Consider the following 24,784-nt stretch of genomic DNA (forward strand, 5'->3'; position numbering starts at 1 on the left):
AAAGCGTGTTCGAAAATAATCAGTTACAGTCATTACCTAAACACCAATATATTGCATTTAAACCGCTTGCAGACAAAGCCTTGTTGCATGCTCAGCTCAATTGGTTGATATTTTATGTGCCGCTGATGGCGGTATTTGCGGCGATATGCTTTTTTAACCAAGATTTTGCCGATAAAGCGCAGCTATTCCTATCGATTGGTTTACCCATATTGTTGGTTATTTCACTGCTTTATAATGTGCTGAGTGTGCGCTTAAAAGGTGTAGCGATGCGTGAACATGATATTGCTTATCGCAAAGGGATGATTTGGCAGCAGGTTACTATTTTACCGTTTTCAAGGGTGCAGCATACTGAAATTCATCGCGGACCAATTGAACGCAAGCTCGGGTTGGCAAGTTTACGTTTATACAGTGCAGGAGGTGTCAGCGCCGATCTGAATATTAGTGGTTTAAGCCATGATGACTGTAAAGATATTCGCCAATATGTGCAGCAATACAATGAAGGTGACCAGAAACAAAGCCAACAGCAACGTGGTCATAGTCAATTAGTGAAAGCAGCATCGACTTTGAGTGATGAAACGAATAATGGATAAACTACATTGGCAACGTGTGTCGCCATGGGCGCTGGTTTATTTTGTACTGCATTTTAGTTTTCGTTTTGTTAAAGACGCTATATTAAATCTGCTACCCATTACCGTTGTATTTGTCACTCAAGTACAAGATAAGTGGTTTTGGGGCTCTCTTGCTCTTGCCGTAGCTGTGGTGGTGTTGCTGGTTTATTCTTGCGCCTATTATATAAACTTTAAATTTTGTATTTCAGATGAACACGAAATACTTCTTAACAAAGGCGTATTTAAAAAAGAACGACTTACCTTAAAATTTCTTCGTGTGCAAAACGTTAATATTGCCGAACCTTTTTATTTTAAACCGCTCAAGTTAGTTAATTGTATATTCGATGCCGCAGGCAGTGCCAGTCAAGAGGCCGTGTTGCCGGGTGTAACAAATCAGTATGCTGAGCAATTACGCGAACGGGTTCTGGCTTTTAAAGAAGCAAAACAAAATCAACAATCGCCTGCGGACTTTGATGAGCAAAAAATTCACGATACAGCTATTACCTCAGAGCAAAGTTTAACCCTGAGTAATAAGGAAATCGCAAAGTTTGGCTTGATATCTAACATGGCTATTTTGGCGTTAGCCGCTTTAGCGCCATTTATAAATGTCTTGTTTGATCTTTTAGAGCGAACGGTTATTTATCGTGTAGAGGCCTTTTATCAGCAGCAGGCGGGTGAATGGATTGATGCCGCATTTGTTGCTGATATTACATTGTTCATTGTTATAGTGGCTATAGCGGTGATGCTCTCGGTCGTGATGTCGTTAATTCGTTTTTATAATTATCAGCTTTATTTTCAAAGCGGCAAATTCAAACGCATTGCCGGGCTTTTAGAGCGCCACCAGTTATCAGTGAGTATTGATAAAGTACAATCAATCATGATCAAACAAAACTTAGTGGCACGGTTGTTAAAGCGTTATACCGTACAGTGCGCACAAGCAACCGGTGGCGTGTATGCAGCGGGTGCTAAAAATAAGCAAAGTTTAGTGATGCCAGTACTTGATACACAACAAGTTAACCAAGTTTGCCAGTGGCTTCACCCTTGGTTTGATATACAAGAATTAGTATTTAAGCGTGTTGAAAAAGCACTGCTGATAAAAAACCTATTCTTTTATGCAGCGTTGCCTAGCCTAACTATTTTTCTGTTATGTATTTTTAATCAAAATGTTAGTTTCACTTATCCGATAGTGAGTTTAGCTTTATTTAGCGTACTTGTATGGCTTTCGTATCGGCGTTACGGTTATTGCTTTGTGCCGTATCAAGGTCGTTATTATGGGGTTTTTCGTAGTGGCTTGTTAGGTGTGCAGTATCGCGTTTTTGAGCTTTATAAAGCGCAAAGTACACGTAGTATTAGTACGTACTTTATGCGTAAACGAGGCTTGAAAAGCTTGTCGATACAACTTGCATCGGGTACGGCTACACTGCCTTATATAAAAGCAGAAGTAGCAAATGAAGTGATCGACTTTGTTTTGTTTCAAGCTGAGAGTGAAACTCGGAACTGGATGTAACAAAATAAACATAAGTAGTTGTCAATTGCATTTATCTGTTTTGAAATCACTTTATACTCAGTGCCATCTCATCTTTTATTGCTGAGCAATAAGGATGTTGTGATGGTGCTTACACTCAGCTTAGCTACATTTTTGTATATTATTGCTCATGTTTTATGTGCGCTGCCACAATAAAAAGTTACAAATATATGCTCGCTGTGGAGCCGTTATTGGTAGCTTGATCAACGTTAGCTATGTATGGCGCTGGCTAAGGTTTTATTATTCGTTGTAATAAGGTGCTTTAATTGTCAAAAGAGGCTCAAGTTATTTGAGCCTCTTAAATTTTATGTGTTAGCGGGTGATTGACGTTTTTGTACACGGTTGCGCTGTGACAGTTTTTTACGTTTACGACGGGTAAACCATAAGTAAAAGCCAGTACCGGCTAACCATACTGGGCTCAGACCAATAACGCACCATAGAATTTTGCTAATAAGCCCAGCAAAGTAACCAAAATGTAGCTTTCTAAAGCTATCGATGACTTTCCAGCCGATACCTACTTCACGAATATCCCAGTTAGCCATGTGCTCACCAGTTTGCTTGTTGTACGTTACAGTATTTGCGTACTCACTCGCCAGCGGGTTACTACTATTAACTTCACCAAATAAAGTAATATTTTCATCCGGCTCTAAAGGCATCACTAAAAAGGTGCCATTAAAAGTAGCAATTTGTTTTTTACTATCATCCAAAATAGTTTGAAAATTAATAGTGTCGCTATGCAGGTTTTCAGTCAGGATAAAGTGTTCTTCTTCAGCATGTTCAACCACTTCGTGATACCACACCGCCCAATTAAAGTAACCACCCGTAATCGCCAAAATCAAGATAATAGGCGAGCCAATCACTCCCGTCATTTTATGAATATCGCTTAGCACAATTTGCAGTGTTGCCTTCCATCGCACTGAAAATAACCGTTGCCAAAATTTACGATAAATAATCAGCCCAGTAATACCTAATATCAGCAGGAATATCGAAAAGAAAAACCCTAATACAGTGCCTGTTTGCCCAGGCAAGCTTTTTAGATCGTTGAGCAAAAAGGTGTAATGTAGTTCTAAAAACCAATCAGTAAAGTAATGACTAGTGCCAACCGGCTGCGATAATATTTCACCGGAGTACTGGTCAATATGGAATTTATACCAAGTGTCTGTGCCACGTTCGATAAGATAAACACGATCAGCCGTATCGTCGTTAAAAACTTCCCAGCTACCAATAACAAATGTAGGAAACGCTTTTTCGGTCGTTGTTATTAGGTTATCAAGGGGTTGTCGTTGTTTACTACTATCAACCACAAAGTGGCTATCGGGCATCAGTAAACCATCAATTTCGCTTTTGAAAACCAACACACTGCCAGTAATACTAATAACAATAAGCGGGATCAGTGCGCACAGAGCGATCCAGCTGTGAACTTTAAAAAGTGTTTTTCTCATAACTAGCTGATAGATTATTTATAATTTTTCATATGATAACAATTATCATATTTATTTCAATTTTAATGAAAAAATACTTATGTTTTAGCTTAAGTTGACACTGTATAGCTTTGTTTCCACCTTGAATATGCTTTTATTTTGTATCTAGTTGCTTATTAATTAGCAGACACTACAATGCTGCGGCTCAAGCAAAACATATAAAATCAAAAGTTTACATTTATTATTTGTTTTGTTTAACAATTTCTAACTTATTAATTAATTACCAACGAGCGAGGTTTGTCTTGGCGCATTATCTGCCGATTTTATCATCATTTATTTTAGTGTTTAGTTTTTTACCATTACTCAATAAAATTCGTAGAAATCGCAGTGTGTCGGGGGTGTCATTACTGATGATGAGCTTTGGTGTGGCGCAAAGTATTTATTTTATTGCTTTTAACGTCTTTTTTGAGCGTTACTACATGGTATTACCCTTTGTAGTGACGGGTAGTTTAAGTGGCTTGATTTTATACTACTTTGCTCGTTATAACGCTAAACGCCGCGAGCTAACTCTGCTTGTTGCTATGTTAGGTTTTTCAATGTTGCCATTTGCGTTGTTAGCTAACCCTGTGCTTGAAACGGCAACCTTATTAAATTGGCTTACTTTTGTGGGCTTGGTGATGAGCTCGGTGCGGGTTATGCCGCAAACCTATAAAACCTTAAAAAGTGGTGACATTAGTAACTTAAGCGCTGGTTATTTTAGTTTGCAATTTATTGCCGGCATTTGCGGGCTATTTGCAGAGCTTGCTATGGCAACACCAAGCACTTCGCATATATTAACGTTTGTGATGATTTTACTCACTAATGCAGCGCAGCTGGGGTGTATTCAATACTATAAACTTCGTCCTTCTATGGTTTAATATTATCTAAAAATTTAATATTATTTTTGCTTTGTTTGTGGCAGCTTACGGATCTCATCAACTAATTAATTGAGCAAGCGATGCAATTAACCATCCACCAAGTCGACGCGTTTACCAGTGAGTTATTTAAAGGTAATTATGCCGCCGTGATCGATTTAAATAATTGGCTCAGTGATGAGTTAATGCTAAAAATTGGCGCAGAAAATAACGTATCTGAAACTGCTTTCACTTGTCGTCAAGCCGATGGCAGTTTTGCAATTCGTTGGTTTTCACCATTAATGGAAATAGACTTTTGTGGCCATGCCACGCTTGCTGCTGCCTTTGTATTATGTGAACAATATAATTTAACAAATGTTAAATTTCAGGCCACTGCGGTGGGTGAATTGCTCATTAATAAACATGATGATGGCAGCTTTGCGATGACTTTTCCAAAGCAAGTCCCTTGGAAGGTTGAAAATATCCCATCTGAATTACTTGATGGCTTATCTATACAACCTTTAAAGGTATTGAAAAACCAGCAAGCTTACTTTGCTATTTATGAAAGTGAGCAAGATATATATGATCTGAAAACCGATTCCAACTTACTGAAAAGATTATCTCCTCTCGACGTTGTCGCGACTGCAAAAAGCAGCCAATACGATTTTATATCTCGTTATTTTTGGCCAGCCAGTGGCGGTGATGAAGACTACGTTACCGGTTCAATTCATACCGGCCTTGCCCCTTACTGGGCGCATCAGCTCGCAAAGAAATCGTTAAGTGCTTATCAAGCGTCACGTCGCGGTGGTCATATTCAATCTGATGTAGGCGAGCATACGGTGACCCTAACCGGACATGCAGTGCGTTATATGCAAGGCACTATTTACCTTTAATAAAAAATTAATGATTATCTCCCTTGTTAAATCAGTCACGCAGTATAAATCTCTTTCAAGCCAACTCCTTAGGGGGGCAGGCACTTACTCTGCGTTGCTCTTTCTTAAAAGGAACTGCCATTATTACAACTAACGCTTAGGCATTAAGCCCCAGTGAAGCGCTGAGCTTTGCATCTAGCGGGGATATCAGCTTGGCATAGTCTAATCCACCTATAAAGTAATCTATTTCTCTAAATATGTCGTATTTGTAACAGTTGCTTACAAATGTCACGTTAATGTTTCATTTAGCTCTGTTATTATGCCTCTAGTAAAAAATTAAGAGTATTGATTATGCGGACAAATATTTTGAAGTGGATATTGCCTTTTGTTGTATTAGGCTTTGGTGTAGCTGGTTTTATGGGGATTAATGCAATAGCACAAGAGCCCAGTGAAAAAGAAGTTGTTGATACACGCCCTACAGTAAGGATCGAAGCCGTCTCCGCCAATGATCATCAAGTTGTTATAAATAGCTACGGTGAGGTAAAACCGTTTGAAAACACGCGTTTGTCGGCGCAAGTATCTGGTGAGGTTGTGAGCTGGCATCCTAACTTTGTGGCTGGTGGTATAGTTGCCCGCGGAGAAACCTTATTTAGTATTGAAAAAGATAACTATGAAGCGGCGCTACTTCAAGCTCAAGCGGAACTTGCACAAGCGCAATCTCTCCTTATTGAAGAACAAGCATACGCCAAAGTAGCCGAGGATGAAGCTAAGCGCTTTCCTAGTAAAGAGCGTACCGCGCTATTTTTACGTGAACCCCAAGTATTGAGCGCACAAGCGTCGGTTAAATCGGCGCTTGCCAGTATTAAACGTGCAAAGCGTGATTTAGACAATTGCGAAGTAACCGCCCCGTACGATGCACTGATAGTTAGCCGTGATATAGGCACTGGGCAGTACATTAATATGGGGGCGCAAATTGCTGAGCTTAATAATATCGAATCCGCTGAGGTGATCGTCCCTATAGCTGGCTTTGATAGTGTATTTTTACCTGAACGCGTTAAAGGTATTACGGCAACCGTGACTAAAACGGGCATTCATGGCTTTAGCCGTGAAGCAAAAATAGACCGTGATTTAGGGGTTGTTGATAACGCCACACGTATGAGTAGTTTAGTCGTTCGTATTGAGGATCCGTATGGTTTAGCTAAGCCACGACCGGCAATTAAATTTGGCAGTTATGTACAGGTGAGCTTTGCAGGCGCATTGCTAGAAAATATTTATCGCTTACCGCAAGAGCTCGTTAATAATCAAACTGTGTGGATTGTTAATCAAGATCAGCAATTAGAGCCTCGTAAAGTAAAGGTTATCCGCGAAGAAGGGGAGTACTTTTACGTTAGCGATGGGTTAGAAGCTGATGATAAGCTTGTAACCACACTGCCAGAATACCCGCAAAAAGGCATGGCTGTTAAAGTTGTCGGTATGCAAGATAGTGCTAGAGTTGCGGCACCTGACAGTGCTGTAACTGAAAAATTATAAGGTAGGTAACGATATGAGTAACACCGAACTACCTAACCAAGATGCGACTAATAATAAACAAAGCGGCATAATTGCTTACTTTGCAAATAACTCTGTGGCCGCTAATTTGATGATGTTTTTTATCATCGTGATGGGGATTATTAGCTTTTTCACTATTCAGCGACAGATGTTTCCAAATATTGAAATTAATTATATTACTATTACTGCGAACTACCCAGGCGCTTCCCCACAAGAAATAGAAGAAAGTATTTTAATTAAGGTCGAAGAGTCTTTAAAAGATATTACCGAAATTGAAAAAGGAGTGTATCGCGCTTTTCGCAATCGCGGCAGTGCTCAACTTGAGATCAGCACTGACGCAGAACTTACTGATGTACTTGATAAAGTTAAACTTCGTGTTGACAGTATTGCGACTTTTCCTGCAGGAATGGAGCCCGTTACGATAAGTCAGATAGAGTTTCGCCAAGATGTTATAGGTATGACATTAGTCGCTGATTTACCACTAACTGAACTTAAGCATATAGCTAATCAAGTTGAAGATGAATTATTACAGCTTTCAAATGTATCGTTGGTAGTAAACGATGTTCCCCTTGATGAAATTGCCATTGAAATCGAACCTGATACCTTACGACAATACAACCTAACGTTGACTGATGTAGCTGATGCAGTACGTCGTTATTCGGCTAACTTTTCAGCAGGACAATTAAAAACAGACTCGGGAGTTATTTCTGTTCGGGTTGAGAACCAGCTTTATTCAGGTGAGGAATTTCGCCAAATTCCAGTTAAAATAGGTGAAAATGGCGCAAAAGTACTATTGCAAGATATCGCCGTAATTAAAGATCAGTTCACTGAGGGTGAACGCTATTTTAAATTTAACGGTGAAAATGCGGTTTATATGTCGGTTAAGGCAACGGAAGAGCAAAGTATTATTCCGGTTGCGGATTCAGTTAAGGCATTTATTGAGCAAAAAAATAAGCAGCTACCGCCAGGTGTCCGGTTAGAACCATTAATGGATATGACTTACTACCTTAACGCGCGCTTGGATATGATGGTAACTAACCTATTCCAAGGGGCTATTTTGGTTGCCATTATGTTATCCATATTCCTGCGCTTTAAACTTGCTTTATGGGTAATGATTGGTCTGCCTGTATGCTTTTTAGGCGCAATGATGATGATGCCGATGTTTGGAGTCACCATTAATATTCTATCACTGTTTGCCTTTATTATGGTACTGGGGATAGTGGTGGACGACGCCATTGTCATCGGCGAAAGTGCTTACACCGAAATAGAGAAAAAAGGCGGTGGTGTCGTCAATGTCGTTAATGGTGCTAAAAAAGTGGCTACTCCTGCTACCTTTGGCGTATTAACAACAATCGCGGTATTTGCCCCATTTACGTTTTCGGATGGCCCTGAAGGTGCTTTCTTCTACGGTATTGCTGTAGTCGTTATGCTGTGCTTAGTATTTAGCTTAATAGAATCGAAACTTATATTACCGGCACATATTGCGCATACGCACTTTGCACCAATTAAGGATAATAGTTGGCGAGCTCGTTTTAATAGGCATTTTTTCGGCTTTGTGAACGGCCCATATAAACGTTTTATAGTACGCTGCGTAGAGTGGCGTTGGGTCGTCATGTTTATATTTATAGCGCTATTAATTGTCACGTTTGGACTTATTTCATCTAACCAAGTGCGTACTGGTTTTATGCCAAAAATACCGCATGATTTTCCACAAATAAATTTAGAGATGAACGATAATGTCTCTGATCAGCAAACCATTGACGCTATTCGTGAAATAGAAGCCATGGTAATCGCTATTGATAAAGACACCGAACGTGAATATGGCCAAAAGCTAATCAGAGACGTACTAGTATTTAACCAAGAGCGTACTGAAGCGATGTTACTTGCGCCATTAGTTGAAGAAGACTTACGTCCTTATAATGCGTTTGAATTATCACGGCGCTGGCGTGAAGTAATGCCTGATATTGCAGGTGTAAAATCACTCACTATTTATGATGATGTTAATAGCGGCGGTGGTGGCGGTGGAGTCAGCAATGATGGCGAATTTGGTTACCTATTATTTGGCTCTGATATTGATACCTTAAATGATGCAGGTCGGCGTTTTATTCAGCTATTACAACAGCAAGAAGGCTTATTTGATATTAGCTCGACGATTGATCCTGCTAGCAAAGAAGTACAAATGAGCTTAAAGCCCGTTGCCTATGATTTAGGGCTAGATTTAGCTGCAATTGCTAATCAAGTTGGCGCAAGCTTTTATGGGGGCGAAGCGCAACGCGTTATTCGCGGCGGCGAAGAAGTACGAGTAATGGTACGTTACCCCAAATTGACTCGTGAAGCATTTTCGTCATTAAAACACGCTGTAATTACGACACCACAAGAGCAAGAAGTATTACTGGGTGATGTGGTTGAGTTGACTGAAAAAGCAGGCATTAGCTATGTTCGCCGCGAAGGTGGCTATCGTACAGTGTATGTATACGGCAACATCGATGAAGAAGTCATTGAACCAAATGAGGTCATTAAGCAAGTTAAAGAAAAGTTATTGCCACAGCTTAAAGAAGAATTTCCAAGCGTTAAATCAGAGCTAGGTGGTGCAATTGAAGAGCAACAAGCCCAGGCGAATGATCAAGTTATGTTTTTTGCTGCGGGCATGATTATGGTTTATATATTACTCGCTGTTCCGCTAAAAAGTTATGCACAACCATTAATTGTAATGTCGGTTATCCCATTTAGCTTAACGGGTGCTATTTGGGGGCATTTTTGGTTTGATTTAGATATAACCTTAATGTCTGGGTTTGGCTTAATTGCAGCAGCCGGGGTGGTGATAAACGACTCTTTAGTTATGACTGATTTTGTCAATCAAGCGCGCCGTGAGGGCGTAGCGATTAAAGATGCTGTTATTGAAGCGGGTTGTGCGCGCTTTAGGCCTATTTTATTAACCTCAATTACCACCTTTGCAGGTGTATTACCAATTATGTTTGAAACGAGTCTACAGGCTAAATTTGTTATCCCAATGGCGGTCGCGCTTGGTTTTGCGGTGATGTTTGCTACTTTGATTACACTGCTTTTAGTGCCGTGCTTATATATGATATTAACCGATGTGGGCGGAGTATTTAAAAAAGGTTTTGCAAAAGTTAAAGGCATATTCTCAGCTAAAAAGAACGCGCCAGCAAACAGCTAGTTTGTTGGAAAAAAGCGAATAATAGACTCGGTTAAAAAGCCAGTGCCATCGCACTGGCTTTTTTAAGTGTTAAGTATTGGTTTTTTATGGCGATTACATTCTTTTGTTTGATTTGTAATAATGGCCAAATTATACTTCAGCTAGTTTTGGCAAACTAGCTGAAAGGTTAGGACGCAAAGTTTCCGGTCTAAGGCTTTATGTAACAGTAAAGCTAAGATAACGGAGCCGCTGTACAACGAGTTTTTCTTCGTGTTGTATATCAATCGTCCTACTAATAAAGGTCTTTATTTTTACTTACTAAAAGTATTACAGCCTAAAACAGGCCATAGATCGTTGTAGACCTTGGCTTGGCAACAAGTTTTGCATTAACTGTTTCCCCCTAATGCTATTTTAGCATTGTTTTGGCCCACTCACTTGAGTGGGCTTTTTTCTGCGTATTTAAAATTATGATAAACTCAGTTAATCATAATTTTAAATTGGTTTATCTGTGGCTCAAACAAACTTATTGTCTTTACTTGAAAACTCCCCTGTTGCGCGAAAAAAACAGCACACATTATCAACACATCAGCAATCTCGGATAGATAACTACTATTGGATGCGTGACGATAATCGCCAAGACCAAGAGATACTAACGCACTTAAAAGCTGAAAATGATTATTGTGAAGCTCAACTCGCGGCTATTTCACCGCTAAAAGAACAAATTTTTACTGAGTTAAAAGGGCGTATCGTTAAAGACGATAATACCGTGCCAGTTAAAGACGGCCAATATTGGTACCACAGCGAAGTGCGCGGTGATGATGAATATGCGCGCCACTACCGCAGTACTAATATGCAGGCATCTGATAAAGCATTACTACTTGATGTAAATGCCCAAGCCGAAGGCTTTGAATTTTATGAGCTTGGCGATATAGCGGTTAGCCCTAATGAGCAACTGTTGGCTTATTCTGATGATACTGACGGCAGACGAATTTACACTGTAAAATTTAAGCATATTAATGATGATAAACAGCTTGCAGACGTGCTTGAAAACACGGAAGGCGAAGTGGTGTGGGGTAATGACAATAAAACTGTTTTTTATGTCAAAAAAGATGCTCAAACCTTATTGGGCTTTCAAGTGTATCGCCATATATTGGGCACTGAACAAGCAAAAGACGTATTAGTATATGAAGAGCACGATCGCAGCTTTTACATGGGGTTAGGTAAAAGTCGCGACGAAAGCTTAATTATTATTGATTTGGCTAGCACGCAAACTAACGACACTTGGGTGCTTGATGCTAATCAACCGTTAGGTAAATTTAAACAGTTAATAGCGCGCGAAGACGATCACGAATTTGATATTGATAAGCTGGGCGATACTTATTATATAGTGAGTAATTGGCAGGCCAAAAACTTTAAATTAATGACGGCAACAGCACAAACAATTCATAATAAAGCTCAGTGGCAAACCCATACTGAACACCGTGAAAATGTGCTACTTGAAGGAGTCGAGATATTTAACGACTACCTAGTACTTACCGAGCGCGAGCAAGGCCAAATTCGCTTTGTGGTGGTTAATAAAGATCAGCAACGTTTAGTACTTAAATTTGAAGATCCTTGCTATTACGCTGCTATTGCAGTTAACCCTGAGCCGAATGCCCGCTTTGCGCGGATTTACTACTCAAGCTTAACTACGCCAGGTTCACTATATGAGGTTGACTTAAGTAATGGCGCTAAGAAACTATTAAAACAGCAACAAGTATTGGGTGATTTTAACAGCCTAAATTACGCCTCAGAACGCATGTTTGTGACCGCCCGTGATGGCGAGGAAGTACCCGTATCACTTGTTTATCGTAAAGATTGCTTTAAAAAAGATGGCACCAATCCGCTATTACAATATGGCTATGGTGCGTACGGTATTACTATTGATCCGAGCTTTTCGGGCAGCTCCCTAAGCTTGCTCGACCGCGGCTTTGTATATGCAATAGCTCATGTCAGAGGCTCTGAAATGCTGGGTAGGCAATGGTATGAAAACGGCAAAATGCAGCATAAACAAAATAGCTTTAGTGACTTTATTGATGTTACAAAAGCATTAGTGAACCAAAACTACGTAGCAAAAGATAAGGTATTTGCATCTGGTGGCAGTGCGGGTGGCTTATTAATGGGCGCAGTGGTTAACCAAGCACCCGAGCTATATTTAGGGGTTGGCTGCCATGTGCCATTTTTGGATGTACTAACCACCATGCTTGATGAATCAATTCCGCTTACCACTAATGAATATGACGAGTGGGGGAATCCTAACGACGCTGAATATTATAATGTTATTTCTAACTATTCACCGTATGACAATATTAAAGCCCAAGCCTACCCTAATATTTTAGTGACTACCGGTTTACACGACTCGCAAGTGCAATACTGGGAGCCGATGAAGTGGGTGGCGAAAATGCGCGAATATAAAACGGACGATAATATTTTAGTGTTTAAAACGGATATGGATGCTGGCCACGGCGGCGCATCAGGAAGGTTCAAAAGCTTAGAAGAAAAAGCCCTCGAAATGGCATTTTTTATCGCATTATTGCAAAGCTAAGTTAGACATATAAAAACATCGCCATAATAATGTAGGCGATGTTTTTATTAATTTTAGTTTAATGTTGCAGTGTCAGGCCTGTGGCTTAATCTAGGTAAGCCTTTAGCATCCACACTAGCTTTTCTTGTTCTTTAATATAATCGCTCATTAATGCCGAAGTACCTTCATCGGCCGCCTCGCCAGCTTGCACTAAAATATCACGCTGCATTTGTATTAGTGTACTGTAGCCTGCTAGTAGGTTTTCAACAGCAGCCGTGCCATCACTGATATTTTTAGCTTCTTGTATTTCACTTGCTTTTAAGTATTCAGAAAATGCATGGATAGGTGCACCATCTAACGTTAAAATACGCTCAGCTACTTCATCTACTTTTTCAAGCAGTAGGTTATAAATCTCTTCAAACTTAACGTGCAACTCAAAAAAGTTACGACCTTTGATATTCCAATGGAAGCCGCGCGCATTCATATATTGAATTTGATAACTGCTTAATAAGGTATTGAGTGACTTTACGATATCTTCACTTTTAGCACTGTTAAGACCAATAGCGTTTACCTGTGACATATTTCTCTCCTTAAATAACCGTTAAGATGTTTACATTTAGTATTGTCTATTAATTCACTTTCGTAAAATGGTTAAAACAAATTAGGGTGATAGTTTTAATCAATCACCCTATATTAGATGGGGTCCGCTTTGTAAAAAACCACTATTAGAGGTGTAGGTAATAAAAAAATCATATAAAGTATGATCTAACGCAACATTAGCTACTCGTTTTGCATATGATTGTAGTCCTAAATTCGGATAATAAGTGCAATTTCTCAGATTAGATGGCCAGCTGTTATAATTCGGCCATTTTCTCGCCAAAGGAAATTGCTTTAATGAAATATAAACAGCTGACACAAGAAGAAAGATACCAGATTTACGCGTTAATAAAAGCAGGAAATAACCAAAAGCAGATAGCTGAAGAACTAACTCGTTCACCGTCATCTATTTCTAGAGAGCTAAAACGCAATAAAGGACTTAAAGGCTATCGGCCTAACCAAGCCAATAACTTTGCTGAACAAAGACGTAAGTCATCTTTCAAAGCAAGTAAGTTAACAGAGGACGTCACTCACTGGATTAATAAATTGTTGCATGACGGACTTTCCCCTGAGCAAGTGGCAGGCCGCTTAGCTTTAGAGAAACAGGTCGTTTTACATCATGAAACAATTTATCAATATATTTACAGAGACAAGGCTCGTGGTGGCAAGCTACATAAGACACTCACTCGTGCATGTAAAAAGTATAAAAAACGCTATGGAAGCTATGATAAACGTGGACAGATAGTTAATCGAGTCAGCATTGATGAACGCCCAAGTATTGTGGATTCAAAGTCTAGGATTGGTGATTGGGAGGGCGATACAGTGATAGGTAAAGGGCGTAAAAATGCGCTTGTCACAATGGTTGAACGTAAAACGTTATATACAGTCGTTCACAGAATTGAAAGCAAGCATGCGAAAATAACAGCCGATGCGCTGATCACGTGTATGACACCATATAAAGGTAAGGTTATTACCGTGACGTTAGATAATGGAAAAGAGTTTGCTCACCATGAGCATGTTGCACAAAAATTAGAAGCTGATGTGTATTTCGCTCATCCCTATTCATCATGGGAGCGGGGCATAAATGAGAATACCAACGGCTTACTTAGACGCTTCTTCCCCAAGGGAACTGACTTTATGGCGCTAAGTGAAGCAGAGATACAGGCGGCAGTTGATAAGCTCAACCATCGGCCAAGAAAAACAAGAGGGTATAAAACCCCTCATGAATTATTTACGGGGCAATCAGAAGTTCTGGTGGCTGCATAATGATTGCACTTAATACTTGAATTCAAGAGTTATTACGGTGTGGATCGTAGTAAGTTAAGGCGGTGACTACTTTTTAAGTAGTAATTCAGTAATGTAATTCATTACTTGTCGTGAATAAATCATACTGGTGTGGCTTAAGTGAAATACCTTGTGTTCAGCCATACCATTAATTTTTGTTTCGTTAAGGAGTACCGTACCATCTGATTGACTGCCTTTGGCGATTAAAGGCATAAGGCCAATAGGTAAGTCGCCCGCAATACTGTATAACTTAGCGTTAAAAGGCCAGTCACCATTTTCGGAAAGTAAAAAATCGACACTATTTTTTAAAAATACATCAAAGCCTTTTTGCTGCATTTTTTGCGCAATATGGCTGCCTTTATGTGGTGTACCTAAAGTAATTACTTTTTCAACATTTTGGCTTTGGAGTGAGCCTTCAGCAAGGTATGCTCGCGCCACAAGCCCTCCCATTGAATGGCACACAAGGGCAGTGCTTTTATTATCTATAAAAGTATCAAGCTGTTCAAAAATAGCTGCGCGATCAGGATACAGTGTACTATAAGTAAGATTGAGGATATTCATCCCAGACTTTTCGAGTTGTGAACATAAAGGGCGCATTACAAAGCCCGACATATACAAACCATGTAATACCACAACTTGTTTAACAGTCATATACCCTCTTAATTTAGTGAATCTAGCATTACATTAATTGTACAGGTTTTATTTCAATATTAGCTGAATCAGAGCTTACCCATACATCACCATCCTGGATAGTAATAGTTAGTGATATATTACGGTCAACTAACTCTGCTAGTGATTGTGTTGCAGCAAAGTCTAAACTAAAAATGCTCAAATTTTTAAAGTCGTGCAGTTTTTGTTGATATTTTTTCCACCAAACTGCCTGGTTATTTTCACCATAAGTATACAGCACTACATTTTTAGATTTATTACAGGCTTTTTTAACGCGTTTTTCATCAGGTAAACCTAGCTCAACCCATAGTTCTATTTCATTGCTATAATTTTTATGCCAAATTTCAGGCTCATCGTCAGCAGATAAGCCTTTAGTAAACTCAAGCCCTTCACACACATTTAGTGCATAAGCAAGTAAACGTACCATTAAGCGTTGTGCGTTTTCAGATGAATGCTGCGCCAACGTTAAATTAAAGTCTTGGTAAAGGTGGCGGTCCATATCGCTTAGCGATAATTGCGCTTTGATGATAGTAGATTTAAGAGCCATAGCGACCTACTTGAAAAAAATTTGCGTCAGTATAGCGCAATTTTCTTTGCAGATTATGCTTTTAAATAGATAACTATAGTAAGAAGGAAAAGGGATGAAATAAAGAAAGCTTAATCGTATTTATAGCTCGTGACTGAGCATATTAAGCTTTTATACAAATAGGCGCGTGTTAATGCATATAATCTGCATCAACACACGCTGCACTTTTAACGTTAATTATTCGCTATCACGTGACATACTTAGTATGCGGTCACGTAATTGCTCATCTTGTTGCGCTTGTTGTGCAATAACGCTGTATTCTTCAACACTTAAACCGGATTTTTTTACCGCTTCAAGCATTTCACTTTGTGCTTGTTGCTGAATTTCCTGCGCTTTCTCGGTATCTTCAACGCCCTGAAATTTAGCTTCGTACTTGCTATTTATTTGACTGATTGAGTCCATAGCCATACTGAATTTTAATAATTTAGCGTCACTCATCTCAACCGATTGCTGTTGCATTTGTTGTGGCGCACCTGAGTTGGCATTGGCCATACCTGCAGCAGTAGATAAAGATAATGCGGCGATACATAGTGCAATAGTGTTCTTTTTCATAGATGTTACTCCTTTTAGTTGAGTTCATTAATAGGGTGCGAAGAGTGTGCCAACTTGTATGTTTTAGTTAAGCTGTTGATTTTAATGTTTTTGTTGTTTGCTTTATATAGTGTAACTTTATTGCAGTAAGGTTGTTGTGTATACTATTGACACACATTAGGAGGGGTTGTGACAAATTTAACCAGTTTTCGCCATTTGCATCGTGGTAGCTTGCAACGTAGCTTATTGTTTTTTGTTGTATTACCTATGTTATTACTAGCCGGGTTAGCCATTCGTTTTGGCTTGACGTTCACCAATGAGTTAGTCACAACGAGTATGCGTACAGATTTAGAGCTAATAGGGCGTGCCATACGTATACCTATTAGCGACGCGTTATTAAATCAAGATACAGATGCTATCAATGCGCATTTGGAGTCGGTATTTACTATTGGTCGAGTATATGGTGCTTCGATTTACGACGTTGATGGTCGATTAGTGGCTGCCACTGGAGTGATTGAGCGTGATTTAACCGATAGTCAACTCGCCTCAGAAGTCGTGAGTACCGGCCAGCAGCAGGATGGTTATCGCTCAGTATCAGGACAATCCTTATTTTCTCATTTTTTACCAATTATTAATCGAAGTGGTCAAATTCACGGCTTATTACAAATTAGCCGTAAGGCTAGTGACTTTGAAAAATCACTGGCAAAATTGTCTACTTTAGCTTGGCTAAGTTGGCTGGCTTTGGCGTTACTCAGTTTATTAATAATGTGGCGTGGCCATAAACGAGTGATTGGCCATCCAATTAATGAACTAGTCACCAGTATGCGCCGTGTTGCCAGCGGCGATAGACGTTACCGGGCGCCACCACAGGGACCTATTGAGCTACAAGAGGTAGCTAAAGGGTTGAATCATATGCTTGATGAAATCAATACCACAGAACGGCAACTTAAAGAGCAAGAAACTATGGCTGCAATTGGCCAGGTGGTCAGTGGTGTGGCCCATGAATTAGGTGCCCCATTGAGTGTCATTGATGGTCGTGCACAACGGTTATTGCGCCAGCATCCAGATGCCGATAGTCAACGGCAATTAAAGGCTATTCGTGGGCAAGTTTTACGCCTTAATCACATGGTAAAGCAACTACAAGCATTCGCACATACGCCCATAGCAAGTTGGCAGCGTATTGCTTTATTATCACTGCTGCAGCAAGCTATTCAAAGTATTAGTTATGAGTTACAAGATGAAGAAAAACTACCCGAAATACAACTTCCTTGCCCTGAAATTATTCTCCATGTAGATATACCTAGACTGGAACTAGCGATTGTTAACGTGTTAAGAAATGCGAGTCAAGCCGCCACAAGCCAAGTTGTGATTATATCGGAAAAACAACAAAATGAACTCTATATTCGTATTCAAGATGATGGCACTGGTTTAACAAAAGGCCTTACTAGTGAGCAAATGATGAACCCTTTCGTATCAACTAAACCACAGGGTAAAGGCACGGGCCTGGGGCTGGCTATTGTCCAGCAAATAATGCAGGAGCATCATGGGACGGTTAACTTAAAAAATAACCCCGCTGGTGGCTGCGAAGTAACCTTAACTTTACCTCTTACTGAGCAGGATATTCATCAATGAGCAGCTTTTCACCTTACCGAGTAGCTATAGTGGAAGATGATCCCGATTTACTCGAATTATTACAAGAAGAGCTAGTCAGCCAAGGTTATAAAGTGACAGCATATGGTTGTGCCGAAGATTTCCTTGGTAGTCTTGAAGAGCTGATGTTTGATCTAGTTATCAGCGATATACGACTTCCAGGTATTGATGGTATGCAGTTGTTGCAGCGCTTAAAGCAGCAAGCAGAGCCACCCGCATTACTGCTCATTACTGCTTTTGGTACTGTTCGCCAAGCGGTTAACGCCTTAAAACTGGGGGCCGATGACTTTTTGACAAAACCGCTTGATTTAGAACATTTGGCTTTGTCGGTGCAGCGTTTATTAGCGCATAAAGCGTTGCGTACAGAAGTACAACAACTTAGGCAGCGTCAAGAAGATGGTCCAGCTGGTTTGGTTGGTAAAAGTCGGGCTATGCGCCGCTTGTATCAACAAATAACACAAGTTGCGACTGCGCAGGGGGCGGTACTTATTTTAGGAGAAAGTGGTACAGGGAAAGAGCTAGTTGCACGGGCAATACATCAGCAAAGTCCTCGCAGCGAGCAACCTTTCATTGCTGTTAACTGTGCAGGGATCCCTGCCGAACTAATGGAAAGTGAGTTTTTTGGTCACGCAGCAGGTGCCTTTACCGGTGCACGTCAGCAACGTTCTGGATTATTTAAAGAAGCCGATGGTGGTACATTATTACTTGATGAAATTGCAGAAATGCCATTACTATTACAGGCTAAATTATTACGTGTACTGCAAGAGGGCACTATTCGCCCTGTGGGGAGCGATCAGGAGTTGCGAATAGATGTGCGCATTCTTGCTTCGACACATCAAAATTTAGAGTTGGGTGTTGTTGCAGGCACTTTTCGTGAAGATTTATTTTACCGCCTAGAAACCTTCAATTTATCGGTGCCGCCACTACGTGATCGAGGTGATGATTTAGAATCACTAGCGATGTTTTATTTACAGCAATTACAGCAAAAGCAGCCACGTGATGTACAGGGGTTAAGTCAAGATGGTCTGGATTGTTTATATCGTTACCCGTTCCCAGGTAATGTTCGAGAGTTGCAAAATGCGCTAGAGCGAGCTTACACCTTTGCCACTGGTCGAAATATTGAACCAGTAGACTTGCCTGCACGAATTCATAGTTATCAACCTGAGATAAGTGTAAGTGATCAGCAGATAACCACTCGCTGGCCAACCTTACAGCAGTTACAGCAAAGTTATGTACAGCAAGTGTTGCAGCATACCCAAGGTAACAAGCAGCAAGCCTCTCAGTTACTCGGGGTCACTCGGCGCACCTTATATCGTTGGTTAGAGCAAGCAGAGCCTGAAAGCCGCAGTGACGAATAATTTGGCTTCTACTATTTTTCGGGGGGATTACCGGGGGGAATTCGTATTTTATAGGGCTCATATAAATGCAAGTGCGATGTTTAATGCGCAATGAGCAATGAGAGTGTAGTTAACTGGATAGCCGGTAGCTATCTTTCGTTTGAGGCTTAAATAACATTAATTAAAATCGAATCTTCATGATCAGACTTATTTATACGAGAATTTAAGCCCTATTCTGTAGTAAACTTACCAGCATAAACGAAAAGTACAAAAGCATAGTTTTACTTTTAGTACCCCATATTTTACCACATGGCCTACGGCCTGAAATTAAAGGTCATATAAATCAAATGAGTAGAGCAGGAATGCAGTGGTTCCCTGGGCACATGAACAAAGCCCGTAACGAAATTAAAGAAATAATGCCGCAAATGGATGTGATCATCGAAGTGCTAGATGCGCGCATTCCTTACAGTAGTGAAAACCCGATGGTGGCGACTTTACGTGAAGGTAAGCCTGTCATTAAAATTTTGAACAAAGCTGATTTAGCCGATCCGAAAATGACGCAAACGTGGAAAGACTATTTTGAGCAAGAAAATGCTGTTAAAGCTATTGCGTTTGGTAATGATAAGGCCGCTGAAGTTCACCGGATTAATGAGCTTTGTAAAAAATTAGTACCGCATAAAGTCGGCGCTGATAAGCAAATAAAAGCGATGATCATGGGGATTCCTAACGTGGGTAAATCTACGTTAATTAATGTATTAGCTGGACGCATTGTAGCAAAAACAGGCAACGAGCCTGCGGTCACTAAAGCGCAGCAACGTATTAAGCTTGAAGATGGCATTATGCTTTACGATACACCGGGTATGCTGTGGCCTAAAGTAGAAAACGAAAATTCGGGTTATCGTCTTGGTGCTACGGGGGCAATACGTGATACGGCGCTTGATTATGAAGAAGTGGCAAGCTACGCCGCTGAGTATTTATTACATGCTTACCCAGAGCTTTTAAAAGTACGTTATAAATTCGATGATCTACCTGAAAGTGATTGGGAGTTTGTTGAAATGGCGGGTAAAAAGCGCGGCTGTATTCGTAGCGGTAATCAAATTGATACCTATAAAATGTCAGAAATTCTTATCAATGAATTACGTGATGGTATTATTGGCCGTATCACCATGGAAACGCCTGCTATGCGTGAGGAAGAAGAAGTAATGGTTGCAGGCCTTCGCGCTGCTGCTGAAGCTAAAAAAGCAGCTAAAGAAGAAGAGAAAAAACAACGCCGAGCGCGAGCGCGAAAAAACCGCCGCTAATTTTTAGTTAGGCTCAGGTTATTTAAAGTAATTGAGCTAGTTTAATTATAAGCATAAAAAAAGCCCGTAAGGGCTTTTTTAGTTTCATATCTACCGTCACCGATATGAGCAATGTAGCAAGTAAAATAGTAGGGCGGCTACCCGTTATCAACATCAAGGGGCGTTGTGATTAATAACAGGTAACCATCGCTTTAACGTGGGCTACACGTTGTTTCAGGGTCGAGAAACAAATTCAGTTTATTCCATAACAAGCCGCTGTGCTTTATCGTCTTGTTGATATTGATTATCAGTTAGATTTAGTTTTGTGTCAACACTAAATACAAATAATTCCTATTTATTTTAAAGCTGTTTATATAGATATATGGAAAACAATTAGTTAGCACTTAATGTTGGGCTGTAATTTTTATTAGAGTGCCTATGCTGAGGTTTAATAATAATTAAAAGGAAGCCGTTATGTTTTTTATTTGGTTAATAAGCCTTTGGCAAGTGTGTATTTAAGCGTTTTATTTGCTGTAGCAAGTTGGGCAGATAAGCGTAAATCATTACTTTTAAATACTTAATTTATGGTCTTTCGCTAGGTGTTTACTGTACTTTTTAGGTTGCTAATAATGGTTGGTGGCTCGCATCTACTTAAATAGACACTGCTTTGTATTTGGCTGGCAAGTTTACTGTCGTATCGCACATGTTTTTCGTCAGCACGATTTTAGTTACGCCGACAATGTCCGACAGGCGCTAACGAAGTAACTCAATCGATGGTCGATATCTTATTCAAACTCCAGTAAAAATTCACTGGAATGCTTATCAAAAGAGGGATTAGTTAACCTTAGAAAAATATTTGATGCTTTTAATGAGTATCAAAAAAACCTATTTACACAGGAAATGGGCTGCTTAGGGCCGTGAGTTGTTTTACAGCAATACATTCTTAGGTGAGTTAGTTGGTTTTCATTTCGTAATAATTACCTTATAAATAAAGCTTATACGCTTTAAAGTGATGCTTTGTAATAGCTGTAACAAATATTTTATAGAATTGATTGCATTTTAAGCGACTTCTATGGTGATGTTCGTTGTAAGTGGTGTTATACTCCCGCCGAATAATTTTTCGACTTTATTAAGAGTAAAATAATGGCAGATTTATCGAAGTACAGAAACATTGGTATTTTCGCGCACGTTGATGCGGGTAAAACCACTACCACTGAGCGTATCCTAAAGCTAACAGGTACTATCCATAAAAGTGGTGAAACTCATGATGGTGAGTCTACTACAGATTTCATGGATCAAGAAGCTGAGCGCGGTATTACTATCCAGTCAGCGGCAGTGAGCTGTTTCTGGAAAGATCACCGCTTTAACGTTATCGATACTCCTGGGCACGTTGACTTCACCGTTGAAGTTTACCGTTCACTTAAAGTATTAGATGGCGGCATCGGTGTATTCTGTGGTTCTGGTGGTGTTGAGCCGCAATCAGAAACTAACTGGCGTTATGCGAACGAATCAGGCGTTGCACGTGTTATTTTCGTAAATAAATTAGACCGTATGGGTGCTGATTTTTACCGTGTAACTGAGCAAGTACAAAAAGTACTTGGTGCAACTCCACTTGTGATGACGTTACCTATCGGTATCGAAGATGAATTCGTAGGTGTTGTAGATGTTTTAACTAAACAAGCATACGTTTGGGATGAAACAGGTCTTCCTGAAAACTACGAAGTACAAGACGTTCCAGCAGACATGGTAGACAAAGTAAATGAATACCATGAAATGCTTGTTGAAACTGCTGTAGAGCAAGACGACGACTTAATGGAAGCGTACATGGAAGGTGAAGAGCCTTCACTAGAAGATATCAAGCGTTGTATCCGTAAAGGTACTCGTGATCTTGCGTTCTTCCCTACGTACTGTGGTTCAGCTTTTAAAAACAAAGGTATGCAACTAATCCTTGATGCTGTTATTGATTACTTACCGGCTCCTACAGAAGTTGATCCTCAACCTCTTATGGATGAAGAAGGTAATGAAAATGGCGAGTTTGCAGTAGTATCTACTGACGAACCATTCAAAGCGTTAGCATTCAAAATCATGGATGACCGTTTTGGTGCATTAACGTTCGTACGTATCTACTCTGGTAAGCTTAACAAGGGTGACACCATCCTTAACGCATTTACGGGTAAAACTGAGCGTGTTGGCCGTATGGTTGAGATGCAAGCAGACGAACGTAAAGAGCTTACTTCAGCTCAAGCGGGCGACATCATCGCTATCGTTGGTATGAAGAATGTGCAAACTGGTCATACTCTTTGTGATCCTAAAAACAAAGTAACCCTAGAGCCTATGGTTTTCCCAACGCCAGTAATCTCGATTGCAGTACAGCCTAAAGATAAAGGCGGTACTGAGAAAATGGGTATTGCTATCGGTAAAATGGTTGCTGAAGATCCATCTTTCCAAGTTGAGACTGATGAAGATTCAGGCGAAACTATCCTTAAAGGCATGGGTGAGCTTCACTTAGATATCAAAGTAGATATCCTTAAGCGTACTTACGGTGTAGACCTTGTTGTTGGTCAACCACAGGTTGCTTACCGTGAAACGATCACTCGTGAAATCGAAGATAGCTACACGCATAAGAAACAATCTGGTGGTTCTGGTCAGTTCGGTAAAATCGATTACCGTATTAAGCCTGGCGAAATTGCTTCAGGCTTCACGTTTAAATCATCAGTTGTTGGTGGTAACGTACCTAAAGAGTTCTGGCCTGCAGTTGAGAAAGGCTTTAAGTCAATGATGAGCGAAGGTGTTCTTGCTGGCTTCCCAGTACTTGACGTTGAAATTGAGCTTTTTGATGGTGGCTTCCACGCAGTGGATTCATCAGCAATCGCATTCGAAATCGCAGCTAGAGGCGCTTTCCGTCAATCTATCCCGAAAGCGGGCGCACAACTTCTTGAGCCAGTCATGAAGGTTGACGTGTTCACGCCGGAAGATCACGTAGGTGACGTAATCGGTGACCTTAACCGTCGTCGTGGTATGATGAAAGACCAAGAAGCTGGTCTAACGGGCGTTCGCATTAAAGCTGACGTACCATTATCAGAAATGTTCGGTTATATCGGTACTCTACGTACAATGACATCAGGTCGTGGTCAGTTCTCTATGGAGTTCTCACACTACGCACCATGTCCACAAAACGTGGCAGAAACTGTAATCGCTGCAGAAAAAGAGAAAAAAGCAGCTAAGTAATTAGCTCTTTTACTCCGAAAAAAACCCGCACTAGTTGCGGGTTTTTTAATGTCTTTCATTTATATTTGTTTACTGTATTTAACCTAGCTATGTTTTCTTTAGATAAAGCTTACAGTTAATATTAAATAACTGCCTTTTCACTATTATGTGATAACTATAAATAAAAATTACTACAACATTCTAGGGCGTGTTGATCTTTGTGGTATGAAAAACAAACAGCATGAAGATAAGGTATAATTGAATTCGCCAGAAAACTTTACACCGAACCTACATGCCAAGATTAATGTTAACAGACGGGACATGGAATGTCTTATCAAAAGTAATGTACTTAAGTGGTCGAATTTATAATAAGCCCAACCATAGAAAAACGCTCGAAGGCATACTGTATAAGATGCGCACAGGTATTCCATGGCGAGATTTACCTTCTGATTTTGGCCGTTGGAGTGCTATCTACAGACGGTTTAATTTATGGTCCAAAAAAGGGATTTTGAATGAACTGTTTCGCGCATTATCTCGTGATGCGGACATGGATTGGGTCTTCATTGATGGCAGTATTGTCAGGGCTCATCAACATAGTTGCGGTGCAAGAACTGCTGACAATGAATCAATTGGAAAGAGCCGAGGTGGAAATTCTACGAAAATTCATCTTGCAGTCGATAGCGGAGGGTTGCCTGTTTATTATGAATTATCCTGTGGGAATACGCATGATATCGTCCATGCAGAGTCACTCGTAGCTAATTGCCCAACAAGTAATATGGTTGTCGCAGATAAAGGCTACGACAGTGAAAAACTGAGAGCGTTTGTTCGTGATAATAACGCTACACCCGTTATTCCACGTAAGGGCAACAGTTTAGTAGGCAATGAAGATATTGACTGGTGCATGTACAAATATCGGCACTTGGTTGAGAATGCATTTGGCCGTATTAAGCAATATAGAGGGATAGCCACGCGGTATGAAAAGCTTGAACGAAATTATCATTCAATGCTCGCTTTAGCATTTACTATGATGTGGCTACCAATGTGGGCTGATTGATA

Annotated in this window: 18 protein-coding genes and 1 riboswitch; of the genes, 13 read left to right on the forward strand and 5 right to left on the reverse strand. The window is 40.2% G+C overall.

The genetic code is table 11. The features are described 5' to 3' along the window. Positions 1 to 5 precede the first annotated feature (5 nt). Both ACT3S9_RS00640 and ACT3S9_RS00645 read left to right on the forward strand, forming a co-directional pair. Positions 6 to 590 carry a PH domain-containing protein gene (locus ACT3S9_RS00640; RefSeq protein WP_441992826.1) on the forward strand — a complete coding sequence of 195 codons (585 nt, stop codon included), beginning with the start codon at positions 6 to 8 and terminating at the stop codon, positions 588 to 590. Continuing rightward, positions 583 to 2,115, forward strand: coding sequence for a PH domain-containing protein (locus ACT3S9_RS00645; RefSeq protein WP_444750642.1), 1,533 nt, complete (start codon positions 583 to 585; stop codon positions 2,113 to 2,115). Before ACT3S9_RS00640 ends, ACT3S9_RS00645 begins: the two co-directional genes overlap by 8 nt. A gap of 323 nt (positions 2,116 to 2,438) precedes the next feature. Here the strand turns inward: ACT3S9_RS00645 and ACT3S9_RS00650 are convergent, their stop codons facing one another. Continuing rightward, complete coding sequence (locus tag ACT3S9_RS00650) at positions 2,439 to 3,575, reverse strand: PepSY-associated TM helix domain-containing protein (RefSeq protein WP_444750643.1); 1,137 nt, start codon at positions 3,573 to 3,575, stop codon at positions 2,439 to 2,441. Positions 3,576 to 3,856: 281 nt separating this feature from the next. Here ACT3S9_RS00650 and ACT3S9_RS00655 point away from each other — a divergent pair, with 281 nt between their 5' ends. The 5 genes from ACT3S9_RS00655 to ACT3S9_RS00675 all read left to right on the forward strand — a co-directional run bounded on the left by ACT3S9_RS00655 (position 3,857) and on the right by ACT3S9_RS00675 (position 12,608). Beyond that, the gene (locus tag ACT3S9_RS00655; protein ID WP_441834891.1) at positions 3,857 to 4,471 is read left to right on the forward strand and encodes a hypothetical protein; all 615 of its coding nucleotides are present in this window, start codon (positions 3,857 to 3,859) and stop codon (positions 4,469 to 4,471) included. 80 nt (positions 4,472 to 4,551) lie between these two features. Further along, complete coding sequence (locus tag ACT3S9_RS00660; protein ID WP_444750644.1) at positions 4,552 to 5,340, forward strand: PhzF family phenazine biosynthesis protein; 789 nt, start codon at positions 4,552 to 4,554, stop codon at positions 5,338 to 5,340. Positions 5,341 to 5,670: 330 nt separating this feature from the next. Beyond that, a complete protein-coding gene (locus ACT3S9_RS00665; RefSeq protein ID WP_444750645.1) occupies positions 5,671 to 6,849 on the forward strand; it encodes an efflux RND transporter periplasmic adaptor subunit in 1,179 nt (392 codons plus the stop codon). A 13-nt stretch (positions 6,850 to 6,862) separates the two neighbouring features. Next, on the forward strand, positions 6,863 to 10,045 hold the full coding sequence (locus ACT3S9_RS00670; RefSeq protein ID WP_444750646.1) for an efflux RND transporter permease subunit: 3,183 nt from the start codon (positions 6,863 to 6,865) through the stop codon (positions 10,043 to 10,045). Positions 10,046 to 10,183: 138 nt separating this feature from the next. Beyond that, positions 10,184 to 10,278, forward strand: a riboswitch (cyclic di-GMP riboswitch). 254 nt (positions 10,279 to 10,532) lie between these two features. After that, positions 10,533 to 12,608, forward strand: coding sequence for a S9 family peptidase (locus ACT3S9_RS00675; RefSeq protein WP_441992820.1), 2,076 nt, complete (start codon positions 10,533 to 10,535; stop codon positions 12,606 to 12,608). 85 nt (positions 12,609 to 12,693) lie between these two features. On the opposite strand, the gene ACT3S9_RS00680 is transcribed toward ACT3S9_RS00675, so the two are convergent. Further along, a complete protein-coding gene (locus ACT3S9_RS00680) occupies positions 12,694 to 13,167 on the reverse strand; it encodes a Dps family protein (RefSeq protein ID WP_441834896.1) in 474 nt (157 codons plus the stop codon). Between the two features lie 314 nt (positions 13,168 to 13,481). On the opposite strand from ACT3S9_RS00680, the gene ACT3S9_RS00685 reads away from it, so the two are divergent. Continuing rightward, positions 13,482 to 14,450: an IS30 family transposase gene (locus ACT3S9_RS00685; RefSeq protein WP_086959932.1), complete on the forward strand. Its 969-nt coding sequence runs from the start codon at positions 13,482 to 13,484 to the stop codon at positions 14,448 to 14,450. A gap of 66 nt (positions 14,451 to 14,516) precedes the next feature. Here ACT3S9_RS00685 and ACT3S9_RS00690 read toward each other — a convergent pair whose 3' ends face one another. The 3 genes from ACT3S9_RS00690 to ACT3S9_RS00700 form a co-directional block, all read right to left on the reverse strand. Then, on the reverse strand, positions 14,517 to 15,119 hold the full coding sequence (locus ACT3S9_RS00690; protein ID WP_444750647.1) for a lipase family alpha/beta hydrolase: 603 nt from the start codon (positions 15,117 to 15,119) through the stop codon (positions 14,517 to 14,519). Between the two features lie 28 nt (positions 15,120 to 15,147). Then, complete coding sequence (locus ACT3S9_RS00695) at positions 15,148 to 15,684, reverse strand: YaeQ family protein (protein WP_444750648.1); 537 nt, start codon at positions 15,682 to 15,684, stop codon at positions 15,148 to 15,150. Between the two features lie 216 nt (positions 15,685 to 15,900). After that, the gene (locus ACT3S9_RS00700) at positions 15,901 to 16,275 is read right to left on the reverse strand and encodes a DUF4168 domain-containing protein (protein WP_441836470.1); all 375 of its coding nucleotides are present in this window, start codon (positions 16,273 to 16,275) and stop codon (positions 15,901 to 15,903) included. Positions 16,276 to 16,443: 168 nt separating this feature from the next. On the opposite strand from ACT3S9_RS00700, the gene ACT3S9_RS00705 reads away from it, so the two are divergent. The 5 genes from ACT3S9_RS00705 to ACT3S9_RS00725 all read left to right on the forward strand — a co-directional run bounded on the left by ACT3S9_RS00705 (position 16,444) and on the right by ACT3S9_RS00725 (position 24,782). Continuing rightward, on the forward strand, positions 16,444 to 17,886 hold the full coding sequence (locus ACT3S9_RS00705) for a sensor histidine kinase (RefSeq protein ID WP_444750649.1): 1,443 nt from the start codon (positions 16,444 to 16,446) through the stop codon (positions 17,884 to 17,886). Continuing rightward, positions 17,883 to 19,262 (forward strand): sigma-54-dependent transcriptional regulator, encoded by a 1,380-nt coding sequence (locus ACT3S9_RS00710; protein ID WP_441993520.1) that lies wholly within the window; start codon positions 17,883 to 17,885, stop codon positions 19,260 to 19,262. Before ACT3S9_RS00705 ends, ACT3S9_RS00710 begins: the two co-directional genes overlap by 4 nt. Positions 19,263 to 19,588: 326 nt before the next feature. Next, on the forward strand, positions 19,589 to 20,542 hold the full coding sequence (gene ylqF, locus ACT3S9_RS00715) for a ribosome biogenesis GTPase YlqF (RefSeq protein ID WP_444750650.1): 954 nt from the start codon (positions 19,589 to 19,591) through the stop codon (positions 20,540 to 20,542). 1,122 nt (positions 20,543 to 21,664) lie between these two features. Continuing rightward, positions 21,665 to 23,749, forward strand: coding sequence for an elongation factor G (gene fusA / locus ACT3S9_RS00720; RefSeq protein WP_444750651.1), 2,085 nt, complete (start codon positions 21,665 to 21,667; stop codon positions 23,747 to 23,749). 271 nt (positions 23,750 to 24,020) lie between these two features. Beyond that, positions 24,021 to 24,782 carry an IS5 family transposase gene (locus tag ACT3S9_RS00725; protein ID WP_089367531.1) on the forward strand — a complete coding sequence of 254 codons (762 nt, stop codon included), beginning with the start codon at positions 24,021 to 24,023 and terminating at the stop codon, positions 24,780 to 24,782. Positions 24,783 to 24,784 lie beyond the last annotated feature (2 nt).

Origin of the sequence: Pseudoalteromonas sp. AOP31-A2-14 (genome assembly GCF_052378035.1) — a bacterium.
Lineage (GTDB): Bacteria > Pseudomonadota > Gammaproteobacteria > Enterobacterales > Alteromonadaceae > Pseudoalteromonas.

What these genes read in the sequence shown, in the direction of transcription:
- ACT3S9_RS00645 (WP_444750642.1), top strand. Translation starts at nt 583, where the DNA reads ATGGATAAACTACATTGGCAACGTGTGTCGCCATGGGCGCTGGTTTAT.
- ACT3S9_RS00650 (WP_444750643.1), bottom strand. Translation starts at nt 3,575, where the DNA reads ATGAGAAAAACACTTTTTAAAGTTCACAGCTGGATCGCTCTGTGCGCA.
- ACT3S9_RS00660 (WP_444750644.1), top strand. Translation starts at nt 4,552, where the DNA reads ATGCAATTAACCATCCACCAAGTCGACGCGTTTACCAGTGAGTTATTT.
- ACT3S9_RS00665 (WP_444750645.1), top strand. Translation starts at nt 5,671, where the DNA reads ATGCGGACAAATATTTTGAAGTGGATATTGCCTTTTGTTGTATTAGGC.
- ACT3S9_RS00670 (WP_444750646.1), top strand. Translation starts at nt 6,863, where the DNA reads ATGAGTAACACCGAACTACCTAACCAAGATGCGACTAATAATAAACAA.
- ACT3S9_RS00680 (WP_441834896.1), bottom strand. Translation starts at nt 13,167, where the DNA reads ATGTCACAGGTAAACGCTATTGGTCTTAACAGTGCTAAAAGTGAAGAT.
- ACT3S9_RS00685 (WP_086959932.1), top strand. Translation starts at nt 13,482, where the DNA reads ATGAAATATAAACAGCTGACACAAGAAGAAAGATACCAGATTTACGCG.
- ACT3S9_RS00690 (WP_444750647.1), bottom strand. Translation starts at nt 15,119, where the DNA reads ATGACTGTTAAACAAGTTGTGGTATTACATGGTTTGTATATGTCGGGC.
- ACT3S9_RS00695 (WP_444750648.1), bottom strand. Translation starts at nt 15,684, where the DNA reads ATGGCTCTTAAATCTACTATCATCAAAGCGCAATTATCGCTAAGCGAT.
- ACT3S9_RS00700 (WP_441836470.1), bottom strand. Translation starts at nt 16,275, where the DNA reads ATGAAAAAGAACACTATTGCACTATGTATCGCCGCATTATCTTTATCT.
- ACT3S9_RS00710 (WP_441993520.1), top strand. Translation starts at nt 17,883, where the DNA reads ATGAGCAGCTTTTCACCTTACCGAGTAGCTATAGTGGAAGATGATCCC.
- ylqF (WP_444750650.1), top strand. Translation starts at nt 19,589, where the DNA reads ATGAGTAGAGCAGGAATGCAGTGGTTCCCTGGGCACATGAACAAAGCC.
- fusA (WP_444750651.1), top strand. Translation starts at nt 21,665, where the DNA reads ATGGCAGATTTATCGAAGTACAGAAACATTGGTATTTTCGCGCACGTT.
- ACT3S9_RS00725 (WP_089367531.1), top strand. Translation starts at nt 24,021, where the DNA reads ATGCCAAGATTAATGTTAACAGACGGGACATGGAATGTCTTATCAAAA.